13 protein-coding genes and 3 pseudogenes are annotated in these 19,229 nt (G+C 60.5%); 14 read left to right on the top strand and 2 right to left on the bottom strand.

Annotation, left to right across the window (positions count from 1 at the left end; genetic code table 11):
- Positions 1 to 120: 120 nt before the first annotated feature.
- Complete coding sequence (locus NKI32_RS15320; protein ID WP_352538284.1) at positions 121 to 348, bottom strand: DUF1127 domain-containing protein; 228 nt, start codon at positions 346 to 348, stop codon at positions 121 to 123.
- Positions 349 to 467: 119 nt separating this feature from the next.
- Here NKI32_RS15320 and NKI32_RS15325 point away from each other — a divergent pair, with 119 nt between their 5' ends.
- From NKI32_RS15325 to NKI32_RS15335, 3 genes are all read left to right on the top strand, one after another.
- Entirely contained in the window at positions 468 to 1,373 is a 906-nt protein-coding gene (locus NKI32_RS15325; RefSeq protein ID WP_352895640.1) for a transcriptional regulator GcvA, read from the top strand.
- Between the two features lie 279 nt (positions 1,374 to 1,652).
- Positions 1,653 to 1,793, top strand: a complete 141-nt coding sequence (locus NKI32_RS15330; RefSeq protein WP_023708325.1) for a hypothetical protein — start codon at positions 1,653 to 1,655, stop codon at positions 1,791 to 1,793.
- 166 nt (positions 1,794 to 1,959) lie between these two features.
- Positions 1,960 to 3,303 (top strand): hemolysin family protein, encoded by a 1,344-nt coding sequence (locus NKI32_RS15335; protein ID WP_353002940.1) that lies wholly within the window; start codon positions 1,960 to 1,962, stop codon positions 3,301 to 3,303.
- Between the two features lie 319 nt (positions 3,304 to 3,622).
- On the opposite strand, the gene NKI32_RS15340 is transcribed toward NKI32_RS15335, so the two are convergent.
- Positions 3,623 to 4,378 carry a hypothetical protein gene (locus NKI32_RS15340; RefSeq protein WP_353002941.1) on the bottom strand — a complete coding sequence of 252 codons (756 nt, stop codon included), beginning with the start codon at positions 4,376 to 4,378 and terminating at the stop codon, positions 3,623 to 3,625.
- A 123-nt stretch (positions 4,379 to 4,501) separates the two neighbouring features.
- Between NKI32_RS15340 and NKI32_RS15345 the strand changes: the two genes are divergently transcribed.
- The 11 genes and pseudogenes from NKI32_RS15345 to NKI32_RS15395 all read left to right on the top strand — a co-directional run bounded on the left by NKI32_RS15345 (position 4,502) and on the right by NKI32_RS15395 (position 19,192).
- Positions 4,502 to 4,999, top strand: a complete 498-nt coding sequence (locus NKI32_RS15345) for a hypothetical protein (protein ID WP_352538289.1) — start codon at positions 4,502 to 4,504, stop codon at positions 4,997 to 4,999.
- A 405-nt stretch (positions 5,000 to 5,404) separates the two neighbouring features.
- Positions 5,405 to 7,342 carry a DNA ligase D gene (ligD, locus tag NKI32_RS15350; RefSeq protein ID WP_353002995.1) on the top strand — a complete coding sequence of 646 codons (1,938 nt, stop codon included), beginning with the start codon at positions 5,405 to 5,407 and terminating at the stop codon, positions 7,340 to 7,342.
- A gap of 185 nt (positions 7,343 to 7,527) precedes the next feature.
- Positions 7,528 to 8,501 (top strand): annotated as a pseudogene (locus NKI32_RS15355) (ArdC family protein).
- A complete protein-coding gene (locus NKI32_RS15360) occupies positions 8,498 to 8,863 on the top strand; it encodes a DUF2958 domain-containing protein (RefSeq protein ID WP_353002942.1) in 366 nt (121 codons plus the stop codon). Before NKI32_RS15355 ends, NKI32_RS15360 begins: the two are co-directional and overlap by 4 nt.
- Positions 8,864 to 9,038: 175 nt before the next feature.
- A pseudogene (locus tag NKI32_RS15365) lies at positions 9,039 to 9,839 on the top strand (ParB/RepB/Spo0J family partition protein); the annotation flags it as partial.
- Positions 9,840 to 9,950: 111 nt separating this feature from the next.
- Positions 9,951 to 10,577 (top strand): annotated as a pseudogene (locus NKI32_RS15370) (LysR family transcriptional regulator substrate-binding protein); the annotation flags it as partial.
- A gap of 494 nt (positions 10,578 to 11,071) precedes the next feature.
- Entirely contained in the window at positions 11,072 to 13,255 is a 2,184-nt protein-coding gene (locus tag NKI32_RS15375; protein WP_353002943.1) for a S8 family serine peptidase, read from the top strand.
- On the top strand, positions 13,252 to 14,553 hold the full coding sequence (locus NKI32_RS15380; protein ID WP_353002944.1) for an MBL fold metallo-hydrolase: 1,302 nt from the start codon (positions 13,252 to 13,254) through the stop codon (positions 14,551 to 14,553). Before NKI32_RS15375 ends, NKI32_RS15380 begins: the two co-directional genes overlap by 4 nt.
- 55 nt (positions 14,554 to 14,608) lie before the next feature.
- Positions 14,609 to 16,159 (top strand): hypothetical protein, encoded by a 1,551-nt coding sequence (locus NKI32_RS15385; RefSeq protein ID WP_353002945.1) that lies wholly within the window; start codon positions 14,609 to 14,611, stop codon positions 16,157 to 16,159.
- Between the two features lie 62 nt (positions 16,160 to 16,221).
- Positions 16,222 to 16,560, top strand: a complete 339-nt coding sequence (locus NKI32_RS15390) for a hypothetical protein (RefSeq protein ID WP_023723963.1) — start codon at positions 16,222 to 16,224, stop codon at positions 16,558 to 16,560.
- A 1-nt stretch (position 16,561) separates the two neighbouring features.
- Positions 16,562 to 19,192, top strand: a complete 2,631-nt coding sequence (locus tag NKI32_RS15395; protein WP_353002946.1) for a caspase family protein — start codon at positions 16,562 to 16,564, stop codon at positions 19,190 to 19,192.
- The last annotated feature ends 37 nt before the right edge of the window (positions 19,193 to 19,229 follow it).

Here is a 19,229-nt window from a genome sequence, read left to right on the forward strand (position 1 = left end):
TCGAGAGCTTGGCTGGCGCTGCCCTGATCGCCCTCGCGATCCACGAAATCTTGCTTCGCTGATTGACGAAGACACAGCTGATCGCGCGCGGCCCGTGAGGATGTCGTCCTCAGCCGAGAATTAGGCCTGCCACGGCCACTTTGCACATTCCTTCCGAACCTGCGCAGGGCTCAGACCCAAGTCTGCCAGCTGATGGTCTTCGAGTTCGGCCAGCTGTTCCCGTTGGCGATGGATTTCGATCCAGCACGCCACCGACGCGATCGAGCGCACCAAATTTTCCATGACGCGATGGGCATTTCCCTCGGGCGATGAACGCCTCGGCGTCTCAATCAGCAGGGGGTTCAACATTTCTCATCCTTCCGCAGTGCGCTGGTTGACGTGTGGTGCGGAAATGCTCCAATCTGCCTGCGGGTGCAAAGCATGGTTTCTCGTGCGTGGCCCAATTTTTCTCATGATGTGGTGCGAAATTGGCCCGCCGACTGCCATCACTCAACGCCCTCAAAGCCTTCGAGGCGGCGGCGCGCCACGAGAGCTTCACCAGGGCGGCGGACGAACTTTCCGTGACGCAGGGTGCGGTGAGCCATCAGGTGAAGGCGCTCGAGCTCGAATTGGGCATCAGGCTGTTCGATCGCGAACGTCAAAAGCTGAGCATCACGCGGGCCGGCCTCTCCTATCTGGAGGTGGTGCGCGATGCCTTCGACCGTATTGCTCTCGGCACGCAACGCATCCAGCATCTATCTCGGGCCGGAGCGCTGACGGTCAGCACGTCTCCCGACTTCGCCGCCAAGTGGTTGGTAAACCGCCTTGGCAGGTTTGCCGAGACGCATCCGGACATCGATCTCAGGATTTCCGCAACCATGCATCACGTCGACTTCGCCAGAGAGGACGTCGATCTTGCCGTGCGGCATGGCGATGGCAACTGGGCGGGGCATGATGTTGTCCGCCTGTGCTCCGAGCAACTGTTCGCGGTTTGCAGTCCCAAGCTTCACCAGCGGATGCGCGAGCCGTCCGATGTGCTGAAATTTCCTTTGCTGCATCTTGATGACCGAAAGGATTGGTCGGAATGGCTCGAGGCCGCCGGCGTGGTCGATACCGATCTCTCCCACGGACCGGTCTTGAACCGCGCCAGCATGGTCATAGACGCCGCTGTCGACGGCCAAGGTGTTGCACTCGCCCGCACCACGCTTGCGGCTTGGGACCTCATCAACGGGCGCCTCGTAAGACCATTCGCCACGGCTCTGCGATTGTCCAAGACCTACTGGATCGTCTGCCCCAAGGCGACGTCGATGCTCCCTAAAATTGCGACATTCCGTGACTGGCTGTTGGCTGAGACCGCCGATGATGTGCGCCGCCTCAAAACGCTCGGTCCATAGGCGTAAGATCGAATCGTGAAGGTCAAGCAGTCGGAAAAGGTACTCGAAGGGCTCAATTGTTCAACGGCTTCTGCGACGGGAGAACGTCCGGTTACCGGCCGCGAGAAGTAATTCGGACGAACGGCGATAAACGTGGATAAGAGTCCGCTAGCGCGCCAGCGCGACCTTCAGGATGGTGAGCCGCGATGTCCGGGGTGGCTATTCATACTGAGTTCAACCGCGACGAGACCGGATGCTGGCTCGCACCGGGCCCTACGGTGCGCCTCGGGAGATGATGAGATGACCGATCTTCAGAAGATCATTTGGATGATAGTGCTGGCGATCCTCGCCGGGATCGCGGTGATTTTACTAAATCACTGGATCAAAGGCGATCTGTCCGCAGCGCTGCCATTGACCTTGATCACCGAGAAGCCAGTTTGAGCTCGGCCGTCTGCAGAGAGGATTTGGTCATTCTGCCACTCATTGACCGGCAGTCAGCGACGCTACCGTGATAGCTCCGCAATGATGTTCAAGGCCGAACGGCGGTTGCGCGATAGCGGCAAATACGCTTCAGAGACGACCGTAGCTTTTTCATACAGAGGATATCATGCCGGCGGACGATGGTAGTCTACGCGACATTCTTGGAATTTTGTTGGTTCTCGTACTCGTAGGCGCAAACGGCTTCTTTGTCGCCGCCGAGTTTGCCCTGGTAGCGGTTAGACGCAGCCGCGTCGACGAGCTTGCAACCGCCGGGCGCTTGAACGCCGGGCGGCTTCAAAAAGCCTTGGTCAATCTCGATGCCAATCTTGCCGCGACCCAACTCGGCATCACCATTTCATCGCTGGCGCTCGGCTGGGTTGGCGAACCCGCACTTGCCCATCTGATCGAGCCACTCCTCTTAGGAGCGATGGGGTCCCTGGCCACGGCAGCTTCGCACACGATTGCCGTCGCAATCGCCTTCATCATCATCACCGCTCTTCACATCGTCCTGGGCGAATTGGCGCCGAAAAGCCTGGCGCTTCAACGCAGTGAAGGCACGGCCCTCTGGGTCGTACGCCCGCTCGGCTTGTTCCTTTTTCTGCTGAGACCAGCGATCCTCGCTCTGAACGGTCTCGGCAATCTGGTGCTGCGTCTCTGCGGTTTGCGCCCAGGCACAGGGGAGGAGTCGTTGCATTCGCCTGAAGAGCTGAAGCTGCTCGTGGCGGCAAGCCAGGAGGCAGGATTGCTTCACCAAACTCAGCAGGAACTTGTCGAGCGTGTCTTCAACATCGGAGATCGGCGCATCGCGGATATCATGACACCGCGACGCGATATCGACTGGATCGACGCTGACGACAGCGCAGACGAGATTCTGCGCACCATCCGCGAATGTCGTCATGAGCAGCTTCTGGTCGGCCGGGGCGGGATTGACGAACCGCTCGGCATGATCCTGAAGAAGGATCTCCTTGACCAGGTGCTCGATGGAAAAACGCTCGATCCGATGGCGGTTATCCGCGAACCCGTGATCGTCCACGAAGGAACGCAAATCTTCCGCGTGCTCGATCAGTTCAAGCGGGCGCCGGTGCGCCTGGCGATCGTCATCGACGAATATGGTGCTCTGGAGGGGATCGTCACCCAGACCGATCTGCTCGAAGCCATCGCAGGCGACCTTCCGGACCTGGATGGTGAAGACCCCGACGTCGTCGAGCGTGATGACGGTTCCCTGCAGATCGACGGGATGATGCTGGCGCACGATGCCTTCGCTCGCCTGGGCTTTCGATCAGGGGCGGCAGAGGGTGATTTTCATACGATCGCCGGGTTCGCCTTGTCCCGGCTTGGGCATCTTCCTGAAGCTGGTGAGCACTTTGACTATGAGGGCTGGCGCTTCGAGATCCTCGATATGGACGGGAGGCGGATCGACAAGCTGCTCGCGCGCCGCGAGCGGCCTACATCCAAATCTGCAGCCATTTGAGACCGAACGCGCGAGAGGCCGGTAAGCCGGCCGGCCTTTTGCGCGCGAATATTTCCACCACCCGTCGGTTCGCCCCGGAGGAGTCTCCGCTGGAGCCACAGTGGCTGATGAGCGTCTTCGCGTCGCACTATATGATCAATGGAACCGACAGTTGAGGGTTTAAATGGACGCCAAGAGCGCCGTCTGGCTGATTATTGGGGTCCTTGTGGTGCTAGTGGTGGCCTTCCTCACCGCAATGGCATTCGGGCTGCTATGAGTCCTGTGGCCAGTCGCGATCGATCACCGATGGCGTCGGTGAGCCCCGACTGCGTTTGACCGCCTATTCGAAATGCATGGACTGGCCGCGCATCATTGCCAGCGTCAGCGCGATTGCAGGATTTGCCGGTGGCTTCTCCATATGCAAGGAGCCGTCGAAATCACGCCATGCCGCCATGCGCAATTCATCATCGTCATCGCTGGCCGCCGGGTCGAAAACGTGGGCATCACAGGGATCTCGGTCAATCTCGATTGTCCAGTCCTTGAGCGCCTTGCGAGCCATCTCTTCGACCTGGGCAAGGTCGCTGGTGAAGAAGGGGATACGGTCTCCATCTTCCGAAAGCGGCTCGACCCGGTCCAGCGTCGGCCGCTCGGGTACCCAACCGAGAACGAAGGCAATATCGAAATCGATCTGACGGTCTGGGCCGGCCGTGATCTCCAGCCGCTTGACGACGTCAGGATAGAGTTGCTTCCGCTCCGGCCAGATGTCAGGAATGGCTTCGGCTTGCAGCTTCGTGCGGGGAGCGTTGATCAGTTCCATGACCTGATGGTGCGGAACTTTTTCCTCCGGCCAGCCCGCACAACACGCCGCCGCAGCAGCCTCGTCGGCTTCCAACCAAACTGTGGCAGCCCGGTCCTCGTCCTCCGTAGGTTTGTCGTCTTCGGGAAAGCCTTTGATATCCCATCCTTCCAACGCAAACAGTCCTTCCGCGCCTTGCAAAGCCGTAATGCTGGCGCGTGCAAACACTGCTTCGGCTGCCGCGATACCACGTGCGAGCTCTTGGGGTGTTGCGTCCTCGATGTTCAAGCGAAGTTCCATGGTTCGCCTCCTTTAGCCTACTGCTGCCGATAGTGAACAAAAAGAGAACAAAAAATCAAGCGCGACCTTGACGAGTGAGGAATATATTCCTTATTTCAGCGTGATCTGGAACAGCAAAGGACCATGGGCTCGGCGTCAATCGCGCTGGCCGGCGAAGCTATGGCAAAAACAGCGGAAGACAATTTTCGGATCGAGGTCTGGGATCGCGAGGAGCAGGGTTTGTCAGAAACCATTTCGCGTTCTCCCGATTCAACGGTGAGTCAGGCAGCCTGGCAAGCCGCCATCCGGCGCCGCCCGGGGATGTTGCTGATCCACTACAACAGTCGGCATGTGATGGAGAAAATCCTGACACCCGGCGAGGTGACAATCCCGCCACAGACGATTATCGACGGCAGCGTTCACGCCGGCCTCGATGTTGCTCTTGGAGATCTTCGCGAGTGGCATGTGTTGCGGGCCTGGTGCAGATCCTGTTCGCACCATGCAACGGTAAAGCCTGCCGGCCTCATCAAACGCTATGGCAAAGGCGCTCTGTTCAGTTCAGTAGAGCGAGCGCTATTCTGCACAAGTTGTGACAGGGGAGGGCCTGTCAGGTTGGAAATTCACAAGCTGCCACGCAATTGAGGGGTGAAGATGCAAGACCTCATCGATTTCGTCTAGGCCATCTCGGCTCGGGTTTGGACATCCGATCTCGGTCAGCTGTCGAGAGCCGGACCTCCGCGCGACCTCCGCCGGTGGCTTCGGCGCAAAATACGCGGACCACCGCGAACGGGGACAGTCGGTCCCGCGTCCCGTCCTGCGGCCGGCGCTATGCTGACGCTCCTACGGCTGTCCTGTTCACCGCCCGCGGCGGGGGCGAATTTCCTCCGTCCTACGCGCGGCAATTGTCCGCTGTTGCGGACGCGCGCAGGACTGCGTTTTATACGCCGTCCTTCCTTTGGGCGCCGACGGTCGCCGGCGTGGGGACGGGTGGGCATGGAACCGAATCCGAGGCAGGGTATTGAATCGGACTATGTATCCGAGTTCCGCATGTCGGCTGTAGACGGTACCCTCAGTAAAAGGCGCACACGGCCCAGAGACTCAGAATCTGTCCCTACAAATCGGCTCCCGCGGTTTCGTCCCTTCCAGCTATGCACGCTGACAGACCACATACCGGTCGGCGGGGATTGGCTTTTCGAGATGAAGTTCGACGGCTATCGTGCCCAAGTCGCCATCTCCGGCTCGAACGTCGTTGTCTATACCCGCAATGGCCACGACTGGACCCGACAGTTCAAGGTCATCCTACCGCCGCTTCAGAGACTGACCAAAGGCGCGGTGCTGATCGATGGTGAGATCGTCGCCATCGACAGTCATGGCCGCACGAACTTCTCCATGCTGAAAACCGGCATCGCCGCGGGTATGCCCCTCAAGTTCTACGCCTTCGATCTGCTTGAATTCGATGGCGAAGATCTGTCGACCCTGCCGCTCCTTGAGCGCAAGGCGCGACTTGAGTCCCTGCTGGGCGCGCGCCGCCCTGACGACAGCCTGCAATTCTCCAGCCACATCGTCGACCAGGGCAGAAGGGTGTTCGACGCCATGTGCGAGGGCGGCCACGAAGGCGTCATCGCCAAGCGCGCCGACAGCTCCTACGTCGGCGACCGCACCGGGAGTTGGCTCAAGATCAAGTGCACGAAGCGACAGGAATTCGTCGTCGGCGGCTACCGCCCAAGTGACACAGGACGTGGCATGGCATCGTTGATCCTCGGCACTTACGAGAATGGCAAGCTCATCTATCGCGGCCGCGTCGGCACGGGGTTCACCGCGGCGATGCGCAAGGACATCCTCGCGAAGCTCGAGAAACGCCGTGTTGAGAAACCGGCTTTCGTTTCCGTTCCGAGAGACATTGCCCGCCGTGCCCGGTGGGTGAAGCCCGAGCTAGTTGCCGAAGTCACCTATGCCGAAGTGACACCGGACGGCAGCTTGCGACATCCAAGCTTTGAGGGCATGCGCGAAGATAAGCGAGCCGACCAAGTGGTAATGGAAATGCCGAAGACGCCGGCAACTCCTGGCTCCGCCAATCTCGATCCGGGAATCGGCAAGGAGATCGCCGCTGCTGTCGGCGTCAAGCTGACGCATCCAGACAAGGTCATGTATCCCGGGACCAAGGTGACCAAGGCCACGCTCGCAGCCTACTACGCCGTGGTCGCCGAGAAGATGCTGCCGCACATCCAGGATCGACCGCTGTCGCTGGTGCGCGATACCGATGGCGACCTGCAGCAGACCTTCTTTCAGAAGCACAGACTGCCCGGCATGCCCAAGGCCATCCATGACGGCCAGTTGGAGAAGATGTCCGGGAAGGAAAGCCGCATCTTGTGGGTCGATGACCTGGCTGGGCTGATCGCAGGCGTCCAGATGAACGTGCTCGAATTCCACATCTGGGGAAGCCTGCGCCAGCAGCCGGATCTGCCGCATCGCATGATCTTCGACATCGACCCCGACGAAGGCTTGGGCTTCACTGCCGTCAAGCAGGCAGCCCTCGACATTCGAGGCATTCTGGAAGCGCTTGGACTGCAGTCGTGGCCGTTGCTGTCCGGCGGCAAGGGCGTTCATGTGGTCGTGCCGCTCGTCCCCGAGGCAGACTGGGACGAGGTCAAGAGCTTCTGCCAAGACTTCGCCGAACTACTGGCCCGTACAGATCCGTCGCGCTTCGTCGCCAACATGAGCAAGGCGAAGCGCAAGGGCCGAATATTTCTCGATTACCTGCGCAACGGCCAGGGCTCCACTGCAATCTGTCCCTGGTCCACTCGGGCACGCGCGGGGGCGGCGTGCGCGGTGCCCGTCAGTTGGAAGGAGTTGCCCTCCTGCGAAAGCGCCAACGGTTTCGATGTTTTCGCCGCCGCCGCGCGGGCTCAGTTGCCCGAAGCCTGGGAGGGCTATTTCGACGTCGAACAAACGCTTACCGATCGCATCCGCCACGCAGTCCGGTAGCAATAACCAAACTAGATGGTTAGCGACATTTGATTTGGCGCGGACCGCCTTTGCCCAAATTCGAGAGCGTCCCCCTTCTACGGGAGGTCCCCGCAACGCCGTCTAGAGTGAGAGTACGGACCGGTTTGCCGTGACGGGTTGAGGGCTGGAGGAGAGGCCTCCGGCGCCCGTCGCGGAGAACCGCGATGTCCAGACATTACGCTCGCGCCGGCGCCGACCGGACAAGCCTCTATGACGATATCACCAACAAGATCATCGCGGAGCTGGAAGCCGGCCGCTTCCCCTGGGTGCAGCCCTGGGGAACGACGGCGGGGCAAGCGCCCCTCGCCATGCCGGCCAATGCCACGACTGGCCGCGCCTATTCCGGGATCAACGTGCTGATCCTGTGGGGTGCGGTCGTAGAGCATGGCTTTCCCGTCCAAAGCTGGCTGACTTTCCGCCAGGCGCTATCGCTGGGCGGCCATGTCCGCAAGGGCGAACACGGGACCACCGTCGTCTACGCTGACCGCTTCATTCCTGACGACGAGAAGCATCGCGCGCGGGAAACCGGCGAGGCAGCACAGGCCATACCGTTCCTTAAGCGCTTCACCGTGTTCAACGTCGCGCAATGCGAAAATCTGCCAGATGATCTGGCCGCGGCTCCGCCTGCACCGGAACCCGGACTGATCGAGCCTACAGTCGAGGCGCTGATCAAGGCGACAGGTATCGATTTCCGCATCGGTGGCAGCAGTGCCTATTATGTGCCGGCGCGCAGGACTACGTGCGGGTGCCGCCCCCGCAGGCCTATTTCGAGACCATCGACTGGCACCGCACCGCCCTGCACGAGCTTGGCCATGCGACCGGCCATCCCTCCCGCGTCGGCCGTGACCTCGGCGGCGCTTTCGGCACCAAGAGATATGCTTTCGAGGAACTGGTCGCAGAGATGAACGCAGCCTTCTGCTGCGCCTCGCTTGGCATCGTGCCAACCGTGCGCCACGCCGACTACCTGGCCTCCTGGCTCGAGGTCCTGCGCGAAGACAACCGCGCCATCGTTCGTGCCGCCTCCCAGGCCAGCAAGGCGGCCGACTGGCTGCTCGCCTTCCTGCCGCAACCTGACGGTGCAGCCAGGGCAGGCCCGGCCGACGTCGATGAGGCCGAGATCGAGAGGAGGGCGGCATGATCCTCCTCACCGACGAACTGCGCAAACGCCTGCTGGCCAATGGCCGCAACGCCGATCACGTACCGGTCGTGAAGCTCTTCAATCCGCTCGACGAAGGAACCTGGCTCGCAACCGAGCTGAGTGCCGATGGTGACACCATGTTCGGTCTCGCCGGTCTCGGATATCCCGAGCAGGGCAGTTTCTCGCTCTTCGAGATGACGTCGGTCCGGCTGCCTATCGGCATGGGCATCGAGCGCGACATCCTCTTTACCACCGACCTACCGATTTCGGTCTGGGCAGAGGCCGCCCGCCGGGCCGGAAGCCTTCGCGACGCGGAACGCATCCTCTACCACGCCGCCCAGTCTGGCCGAGACGGCGCGTGAGATCTCAGCTTGAAATCCCCAATGCCGCAGATGCGCAAAGTCGTGTCTGCGGCCCTGTCGCCCTCCGGATTTTCGGTGTGCGGCGCAGTCCTCAAAGTGAGAGGGCTGCGCCCGTTTCTTTTGACGGGTTTGGAGGTCGAGAGAGTCTCGGCCGCCCGTCGCGGAGACAGTCCACATGGCTACGCCCAAGCAGAAGATCACCCTCAACGCTTCACGTGACATCCCCTTCAACAAGCTGGTGCTGAGCCAGTCCAATGTCCGGCGCATCAAGCGCGGGGAAACGATAGAGGACCTCGCCGCCTCGATCGCACGACGCGGCCTCTTGCAGAGTCTCAACGTCCGGCCAGTGCTGGATGGCGAGGGCAATGAGACCGGCATGTTTGAGGTGCCGGCTGGCGGGCGCCGCTATCGCGCGCTGGAACTGCTGGTCAAGCAGAAGCGCATGATCAAGACCGAGCCAGTTCCCTGCGTCGTCAGCGACGCCCACAGCGCGGTCCCGATCGAGGAGGATTCGCTGGCCGAGAATTTTCAGCGCGAAGATTTACATCCCCTGGATATGTTCCGGGCCTTCCAAACCCTGCACGACCAAGGCGCCAGCCACGAGGAGATTGCGGCACGCTTCTTCGTGTCCGCTACCTTTGTCCAGCAGCGCCTGCGGCTCGCAAAAGTTTCGCGCAAGCTGCACGAGGTCTACGAGCAGGAGGGCATGCAGCTCGAACAGCTCATGGCCTTTACCGTGACCGACGATCACGCCCGTCAGGAGGAGGTCTGGGAGGCGCTCGAAAACTCCTGGTCGAAGGAGCCGCATCAGATCCGGCGCATGCTGAGTCAGTTGAAGGTCTTCCGGGAAGTGTTGCGGGCCGGATCGACAAGGCGGGCGGCGGCAGCGCTCGGGATAAGCCAGCCCGCCGTCAGTCAACATGTGAAGCTGCTCGAGACCACGCTCGGCATCACATTGTTCAAGAGGTCAGCCAACCGCATCGTTCCCTTGCAGGAAGCCTGGGAACTCCTGCGGAACGTAGAACTTGCCCTGACGTCGCTGGATCGCCTGGAGGCGTCGATCTTCGCTATGAAGAACGAGGAAAAGCAGCGGATTGCGATTGCCGCGCCATCTGTTTTCGGTTTCGTGACCTTGCCCAAGGTCGTGGCGATTATTCGCTCACAGACCGCTTCGAATGTGCGGTCGATCTCGGGTAGCTACGACCAGATCGGGGAGCACATCCTGGCCGGGCGCGCAGATCTCGGAATCTCGAGACTGCCGCTGGACGCAAGTCTGTTTGAATGGGCGCCGCTTGGGTCAGCTCGCAACGTATGCATCTTCCATCCCGACCACCGCTTTTCAAAACAGACCTGTGTCGAGGCGCAAGACCTGGCAGGCGAAACGATCGTCGATATCGATCCCCAGTTCGCCGCTCACCAGATGAACTTCAATGCCTTGCGCTTCGCCGGCGTTGAGCCGGACATACTGGTGGAATTCGATTGCAACGGTCACGAAGCCGGATACGTCTCGGCTGGCCTGGGCATTTCGATTACAAACGAGATCATCGCGCGTGAGTACGTGGCGTTTCAGCTGGGAGTAAGGCCAGTAGAACCGTCCGCGCTCTATCACTACGTTGCGATTTGGCAGAAGGGCAGGACCTTTTCGAACGCACTGGATGTGACGCTCGAGGCGATCACCGCCGCGTTTTCAATGGTCCCGCCTGCGAGAGGTTGATGAGTATTCAGGAAGCGCCAAAGATTGAAGATTTTATTGGTAGCTCACAACAGATCGCACTTGCCGCTAGGCTGCCCTTGCAACGTGGATCGTGTGGGGGGCGGGCCCGGCGCTCAACAGCGTGCTGAGCCGAAGCGAGACGATGCGGTCAATCTTTGCAGATCGATTTGGAGCGCGGTATCGCACCGTGGGTAGGTACTTTGCCGATCATGGCGACGCGGTAGCCATCGAGGACGCATCGGTCTGGTTGTCGGAACGTGCCGAGAACCTCATTGACGAGCCTGTCACCGACGATGCGGTCGGTTAGGAGCAGTGCAACAAAACCCTGAGAAGGACTGAAGTCGAACATAAGACATCAAAGTCGTTGCTCACGTGTTGCTTTGGGTCCGCATCTATGTCACTGAAGATGCAGCTTGAAAAAAGCACGTTTGTTACGCAGCATTGTGTAATTGACGTGGATTTCGTTACTTGGCTGGTCTTGAGGGAGGCAGGCAGTGGCGGTGAGTGATCAGATTTCTCGCAGACTTCACCCGCGACTGCGTTGCCTGAAAAACGGGGCCGCGACGGTCAATCTCCTCAGATCTGACATCAGTTCGACGGTGGCAACGGTTCCGAGCCTGTCAACGGAATCGCTGGGCATCCCCGCAAGCTTCGATCTTTCGCTGTTTCGCGAGAGCATCCCAATGAGCCCGGCAAAGGTCCCTGCGCGCGCGAAACTGCCTAAACGGCCCAAGCTAGCGGCAACCGAGCAAGCGGATCAGTCCTACGTTAATGTGTTTGTCGAACTTTACCGGGACGGCGGCGTTGACGACGGGGGAAGGCCCGAGCGCATGGCAGCCGACCGCGTCAAGCGTATCGCGACAGCCGGGGCGGCGAGTGCGACGACGTCGGATAAGGCGTCCTTGGGCGGGCAGGTTTTGGTGCGACGAAATCTTGTGTCCGCGACTATACCCATTACGGCGCTGGCGGAGCTTGAGGCTGATCCGAACGTTGCCTTTGTGCATCCATCCGAGCCGATAAGTTTCGACCGACCAGTCGTCACGCCGCAATTGGCTTCGCCCCCTTCAAGTCGGGTGCAATTTGATGCGTCCCTGCGCAAAGCTCACCGTGACGGCGAAGGGGTGATGATCGGCATAATTGATGTGGGCGGCTTCGATTTCGCGCATCCTGACTTTCTCGATGATGCGGGCAATACCCGGTTTCTCTCGATCTGGGACCAAGGCGGAGATTTCCGCGAGCCCCCATCTAAAAACGGCAAGAGCCAGTTCGAGTATGGCAGCGAACTGACCAAGGACTTGATGGATAGGGCGATAGCCGCAGCCAAGAAGAAGGGCGGTTTTCCGGCCACGTTCACAGAGCGGCAATCGCAGCGATCGGAAGGGTCGCATGCCACCCATGTTACCAGCATCGCGGCCGGCAATAGCGGCCTGTGCCCCAAGGCGGCGATCGCGGCCGTCTTGATTTCGGTCCCAATGCTTGAAGATCGAACCAAGGAGCGGCGCGCAACCTTCAGCGACTCGACGCGGATCGTTCATGCAGTTGAGTATCTGCTTGAGATTGCTGAGCGTGAAGGCAAACCAATCTCAATCAATATCAGCCTCGGCACGAACGGCGCTGGCCACGATGGATCAAATGGCGTCTGCCGTTGGATTGACGCGCTGCTTTCGACGCCGGGACGAGCCATTTCCGTGGCTGCGGGTAACGCCGGCCAGGAGAAGGGCGAGACCGCCGAAGATATGGGGTTCATCATGGGCCGCATTCATTCGAGCGGCCATATCGCCTCACGTGGTCTGGCTGTCGATCTCGAATGGACAGTCATCGGCAACGGCATCGAGGACATGTCCGAAAACGAGCTGGAAATCTGGTACGGCGCCCAGGATCGCATCACGGTCATGGTCAAACCGCCTAGCGCCAACGCCGACTGGATCACGGTTCGTCCTCAAGAGTTTGTCCAGAACCGGCGCATGGCCAGCGGAACGACCGTCTCGATCTATAACGAGCTCTACCACCCGACAAACGGTAGCAACTACGCAGCCATCTATCTGACGCCCAATCTTCAGGCTGATAGCCTGCGAGGGGTCGAGGCGGGCGTTTGGAAGGTGAGGCTAGTCGGTGACGAGATCAGAAGCGGACGCTTCAATTGCTGGATTGAACGCGACGATCCGATCGATATTGGCGTGCATGGCAGCCTGCGGCTTTACCGGTTTCCCTCGTTCTTTTCCGAGGGATCGAATGTGGACTCGCATTCGATCAGTTCGCTCGCCTGCGCGCACCGTGTCATCGCGGTTGCGAACCTGGACGAAGCGCGGCAGCGCATGAACATCTCAAGCAGCCAGGGGCCGACACGCGATGATCGCGCAAAGCCCGACATTGCTGCGCCCGGAACGGACATTGTTGCCGCCAAAGGGTTCAGTGAAGACGACAAGCAGTGGATCGGCATGACCGGCACGAGCATGGCCAGTCCATATGTTGCTGGCGTCGTCGGTTTGATGCTGGCGGTCAACAGTGATCTGACGTCGGCACAGTGTTCTGGCATCCTGCAGCGTACTGCTCGCCCCCTTCCAGGCAGTTCCTATGACTGGCGCAACGACGCCGGATTCGGAGTGCTGGATCCCGCTGCTGCGATCGATGAAGCCCAAACGTTCAACGAGCGTACCGAAGTGAAGGGTACCCGATGAAGCTCCATATCTTCCAATCCGACAAGGGCGATTGCCTGCTGCTCGAAGGCGCCGAGGATGGTCGGGTGCTTTGCGACGGGGGCATGTCGTCCAGCATGAAGAACAGCGTTCGCGAGGAGCTTTCCAAGCTGCGCAAGCAAGGTGCCAAACTCGACTACGTCTATGTGTCCCACATCGATCAGGACCACATCTCAGGCGTGCTTCAGCTTCTGGAGGATGAACTCGAGTGGCGTCTTTTCGATTATCACACGGCGAACGGCACGCCGATCCGTGAGCCGAAGGTGCCCCGCCCGCCAGAGATAGGCGGCATCTGGCACAACGCTTTCCGGGACCAGGTCGGGGACAATTCCGGCGACATCGAGAATTTGCTTGCCGCCGCGGCCCCGGCGTTGCTGGCTACATCAGTCCCTCAACTCGTCGATCTTGGCGAGGCGATGCAGCAAATCGCCGTATCGATCCCCGAAGCCATAAAGGTCTCGCGCTATGCGTCGGCAGAGTTGCTCAATATTCCCGTCAACAAGCTCCCGCGATCGCGGGAGAAGCCCAAACTCCTCATGTATCGGGAGGGGCAGAAATCCTTCAAGGTCGGATCGCTGCGTTTCACCATTGTCGGTCCGACGGAGGCCGAGCTGGAGGCGTTGAGGACCGGATGGAACAACTTCCTGCGCGACGTAGACAACCGCAAGCGGCTGAGCGATCTGCGGGCCGAGATCAAGCGCAAGGTAGACGCGTTCGGCCAGGACGCATTCAACCTGAGAGACTGGAACGGGGTTGAGGATTTCAAGGGCGTTACGACACCGAATATCGCATCGCTGATGTTCATGGTCGAAGAGGGCGGCAAACGTCTTCTGCTCACCGGCGATTCTCAGCAGGACATCATCCTGAAGGGGCTCGAACTCGCAGGTTTCCTCGATCAGGGCTACTGCCATGTCAACGTCTTGAAGGTCCAGCACCACGGCTCGGAACACAACGTCGACGAAGCGTTTTGCAGGAAGGTGTCTGCCGACCACTATGTTTTCTGCGGGAACGGTTCGAGCGGAAATCCAGAGCGGTCGGTTATCCAGCAGATTTATGACTCACGCCTCGGTCCCTTGAACAAACGGGCCTTGGCCCCGGAGGCGGAAGACAAACCCTTCACGTTCTGGTTCAGCACCACGTCGGACACTCTCATTGAGGGCAGTGACGAGTACGAAACATTCACAGCCGTCGAGGATTTGGTCACCTCGCTGCAGGGTCAATCCGGGGGCCTGCTGTCCCTGGCATTCAACAAGGACGCGCGTATCGAGCTCGAAGTCTAGTTGGCCGTAGCCGAGCTTGCCTTCGTTGGGCGGGCGCAAGAGGCAGGGGAAGCACGTGGAACCGACAGAGGTCACCGGAACATACACCTATCGCAGCTTCCTCAATGAACCCGGCATCGTCGATGACTTCGGCAAGCTCCGGTTTGCGGAGGCAGAACTCACGCTCGTGGCGACGCTCAATGGGGCGATCGCTGGCATCGTGTCCTGGCCGACGAACGAGGACGATTCCGAGCGGGCCGCGATGACGCTGGCGGGAGAATTGGTAGCGCGGGAGCCAGCTCTGATCCGTCTTCGCGGCGTTGGCGCCGAGGGATCCGCCATCGCGGCGTTCGAATATGTCTACGAGTTGATGCTCGCGAAGTACTGGCCTGAGACGACAGGGCCCCGCAAGTGCCTAGTCGGGTCCGTCATGCGCGCGAAGGATCATGGCAATGCCAAGGCCGGCGCCACGGCCAGTGTCATTGCCGTGCAACGCGATTTTCTCGAACCACGCGATATTCCGGGGGTCGCGCTGGCGCCGTCGACGGTCGCCATGCTGTCGAGCAAATGGCATCGTCTCTGGCACGCCGCCTGGCACACGGTCCGCGGTCAATGGCCGAACTTCCAGAAGGAAGCGACGCGAGCAGCGATCGGCGATCTCGGCTGGGGCGTCGCCCGCCCGCCACGCAAGAAGCGGACCGAGGGAAACAATCTGATCCTGGACAATGGTGCGGGCGAGGACTTCCTCTTCATGCATCGCTGGATGATCAAGATGGTGCACAGCGACTATGAGGGGCACGGTCTTCCGCCACCGGCCTCCTGGAAGCGCATTCCTGCGGCAGACGTCGGTCAACTCGTCTATTCGCCGAGTAGCGGCGCCGGCGGGCAGCTTGTCTTCAAGCGCGATGCCGTTGCATCGGGCAATATGGTACCCTCGACTGGCGAATGGGTGAAGACACCGGACTATTTTTCAACCGTGATGCGCCAGTGGGAGGCGAACTATACCAGCCCATCCGTGCTCGCCAGCCTGAGCCTCGGAGCACTGGGCAATCTGCTGGAGTTCACCATTCACAATGCAATGCACAATCGCTGGATGACGCCGGCGCGGGATCCGGAAACGGGGGAATTGATCATCGATCCGGAGACGGGCGATCCGGATTCGCGGCCGACGTTCGACTTCTCGGACAAATGGGACTCGCCGAAATACGACTTTCTCGGCGAGTTCTATTCCTCGCATCTCAACCCGGTGTTCTGGCGCCTTCATGGCTGGGTCGACGACCGGATAGAGGACTGGTTCAGGGCGCAAGAGGCGTCGCGTCCGGGAGTAATCAAACGTCGCGACCTCCATGGCGTGGAATGGTTCGAAGTCAACGCGCCCTGGGTGACGGTCGGCGAGCCCTTTGTCGGCGTTTCGCTTGATGGACACGGGGGCGGGCATGGCCATGGCGGTCACCATCACGGAGGCCCCGATCCTCAAGCCGCCGAGATCGAGACTATGCTCGAGGTGATGGCAGCCATCCAAAGTGACGCCATACCGACCACGCCATTGTCGTTGGATACGGGACCGGGCGTCGGCTCGCGACGGGAGCGGATTAGCATGCGCTTTGAGTTGCCGGACGAACTCTAGGACCTGGCAACCGGCATTGAACGGAAGTTTGCACGGCAGGGTGCAGGAGAAGGGGTTGGAACATGGTCGTTGACGGCGTTTGGGCGGTATTTGGCATCGGATGTGCCGGCGGCGTGCTGGCTGAAGTGCTTCACTGGTGGAATCTCAGAGCAGCGGAACAGCTCCCAGCCTATCGAAAAAGCCTATTGTACTGGGGCATCACGCTGGCCATGGTTGTCGCCGGCGGGTTCATTACGTGGCTCTATTTCGGAGGGAGAGCGGAAGGAATCGTGGCGCTGCACGTCGGGATTTCAACCCCGCTGATCTTGCAGAAGCTCGTTACGAGCGTGCCGCAGCCGCCGGGGTCCAAGAACGTGATCGCGAAGCCCGCGCCAAGCATCCGCAACTTCTTCACCTGGTAAGATGGCCGCCGTAGGGGCGTTCATCGTTGGCATTGGGGCGTATTCCCAAGATGTCGTGGGGCGCCTTGGCCAACTGCGGTACGCGGTCAATGATGCAAATGACGTTGAGCAATACCTTCGGACCTGCTGGAAGCCGGCAGAGCTTAACCTCGTCAGGATCAAGGAGGAGGAGGCAACCGCTGCTGCACTTGAAGCGGGCCTGACATCGCTGGCCAAGCAGGGCCCATACGAACTCTGCTGGATCTTCATGTCCGGCCACGGATGGGTGGACAATTCGTCGGCCGGGCTGATCGTCCAGCCGAACGGCGGCGGGGCAGGGCTACCGCTGTTCGATGTCGCAAGATTGGACAGCTTGCTGGGCTCAATCGTCGCCGATCGAACGATACTCGTTCTGGACTGCTGCTTCGCCGAAGGGCTGGTGCGTCGCATGACGTTCTTTGGCGCCCTTGGGGAGAGCGTCGCGCGCCTCTATGTCGCTTCATCGCGCGAACAGCAGCGGACCTGGGAAGATGATGGGGTCGAACGCGGCGTGTTCACCGCTCACCTCATTGATCTCCTCAATACCGGGGACGCGGCGAGCTTTGGCGGACGAAAAGACCACCTGGATGTCGATGCCGAGTTGTTTCCCGCACTTTGCGAGCAGGTTCCGCTCTATGTGTATGAGCATAAGAGCGGCGCACACCAGGAGCCGGTAAAGGGCGGCATTGCGAGGGCGCCGGTGACGCTACCCGTCGCCAATACCGCGCAGCGAGTGCAGGGTCGCACCATTCTCGGCACCGTCGTCCGCAGGCTGCGACAAGCCGCGATCGGCATTGCCGCAATGGGCGTGGCGCTGCTGCTTCTCGCATATACGCTGCTGTACTATGTCGAGCCCGGTGCGACGGGCACACTGTTGGTCCGGCACGGTGTCCGCTCTCTCGAGCCTTTGCTGCGCTTTCTTCCGTCGGACAGGGTCGATACAGGCATCGCTGTCGGCAATCTGTCTAACAATGCGGCGGCCGCGGCGCCGCTCCAGGCGGGATATACGAGTGGTGTCTGGACCCATGTGACGGACTACCGGACCTGGTTCACGGCCGTCCTTGCCGGCTTGGATGCTGGAGCGGCCGCCCACTATGCGACCCTCGCTGGCGACTTGCCTCCGGCTTTAGGCCCATCGCCATCTCCATTGGATGTTGAGCGGGCTGCCTGGATGGCGCTCAGTGCGGGCGAGCCGGCGAGTCTCGATGCGATACTGGCTCTCGTTCCGGGTGGCGACAGGCGCGGGCGTGAGCTGGTTCAACTCGATGTTAATCGCATGGACTTTGAAGTCCTGGATCTCAGCATGGCCAACATGGAAAGCTATGCTGCGGCATTGTCCTATTCGGCGACGCTGGATCCCATTGAAGCGTTTCCGGCCTTCCTTGGTTTCGCGAAGGCTGCACAGGAGTGGTTGATCCACAATACCGATGCGCAGCGGGGGCGTGGCGCCCGTGACGGCGTTGTCAACTCCGTTGCCGAGGTGCTCGGCGTCATTTCCATTGCGCGTATCGATCGCGGTTTGGCCGAGCTCGATGGGGTGGATCGAACTCATCTGCTCGCTCTGGCTGATCTCGGCTATTCCGAAGTCATCGGCCTCGCACTCAGTCGCTTGCCTATGGACAGCGAGGAGCGCTTGAAGGTCGCGACTGACGCCCTCGGACGCTTCCATGGAGACGCGGATGAGCCTGATCAGGGCGTGGCGTTTCGGACCATTTTGGCGAGCCTTGATGCTAGCGAAGCGGCCAAGAAGCTTGTGGCTGACGTGGCGGCTGCTTTCGTGCGATCGGCGACGATCCCCAACAGCTACTATACGCGCTTTCTGATTGTCGCTGCCGATGCCCGCGCGCTGCCGCCGAGCCTGCTCGACGAGTTAAAAGATCAGGCGCAAGCTGCTCTTAAAAAAGGAGAACTTGACTTCGAGGACAGCGAGTTGGCGAGAGTATTGGCTCATGCGATGACCCAGATACCGGAGGCCGAACGGGCGGTTGCGTATGGGCTCATCGAGCGCGCCGCGAATTCGGTTACGCCAAAGTCGAGCATGACCGCGGAGATGTATGCGGCGCTTGGACGCCAACAGCTCGACACCGGCGATATGCTTGCCAGGGTGAGGGCGCAGGCCTATGCGGCAGCCGCCTACACGCCCGATGATTCCAGCGTTTTGGAGGGTCCTACACCGGGAGTTACGATTGTGGTCGGCGCAGGTCCCTGGCTTATCGCGCTTGCGGAGTACGGCCGGACCCGCAAACTTCCAGATGAAGATGTTGCGCTGCTTCGCGCACATTATGCGAACCCCTACCTGCGTGTAGCCATCGTGCCGGCGCTGCTTTACCAGGAGCAGCAGGTCGCGGCTGACGGCGCCGTCGGGTCGTGGTTGGAACGGTTGGCCGCATTGCCGACCGACGCGCCGGCGCGCGAGGTAGAGCAAGCGATCCTTGTCGCGGATCTCGCGATCCGACCGCGATCTCAGTTTGAGGCCCTTCTTGGTGAATTGAGGCGGGCACGATCTGGTTCTCAGGAACCGGAGCTTCGGATGGCCTTGGGCGTGCTCATCGTCGAATCGCAAATTGCGCGCACCAAGCGGTCAGCAAGTGATGTGTGGCGGTTAGACGATTGACATCGTGTTCGGTCCCTCCGCGTACGAACGGATGCGG

It is taken from the genome of Mesorhizobium sp. M0761 (genome assembly GCF_040320205.1).
In the GTDB taxonomy this organism is placed as follows: domain Bacteria; phylum Pseudomonadota; class Alphaproteobacteria; order Rhizobiales; family Rhizobiaceae; genus Mesorhizobium.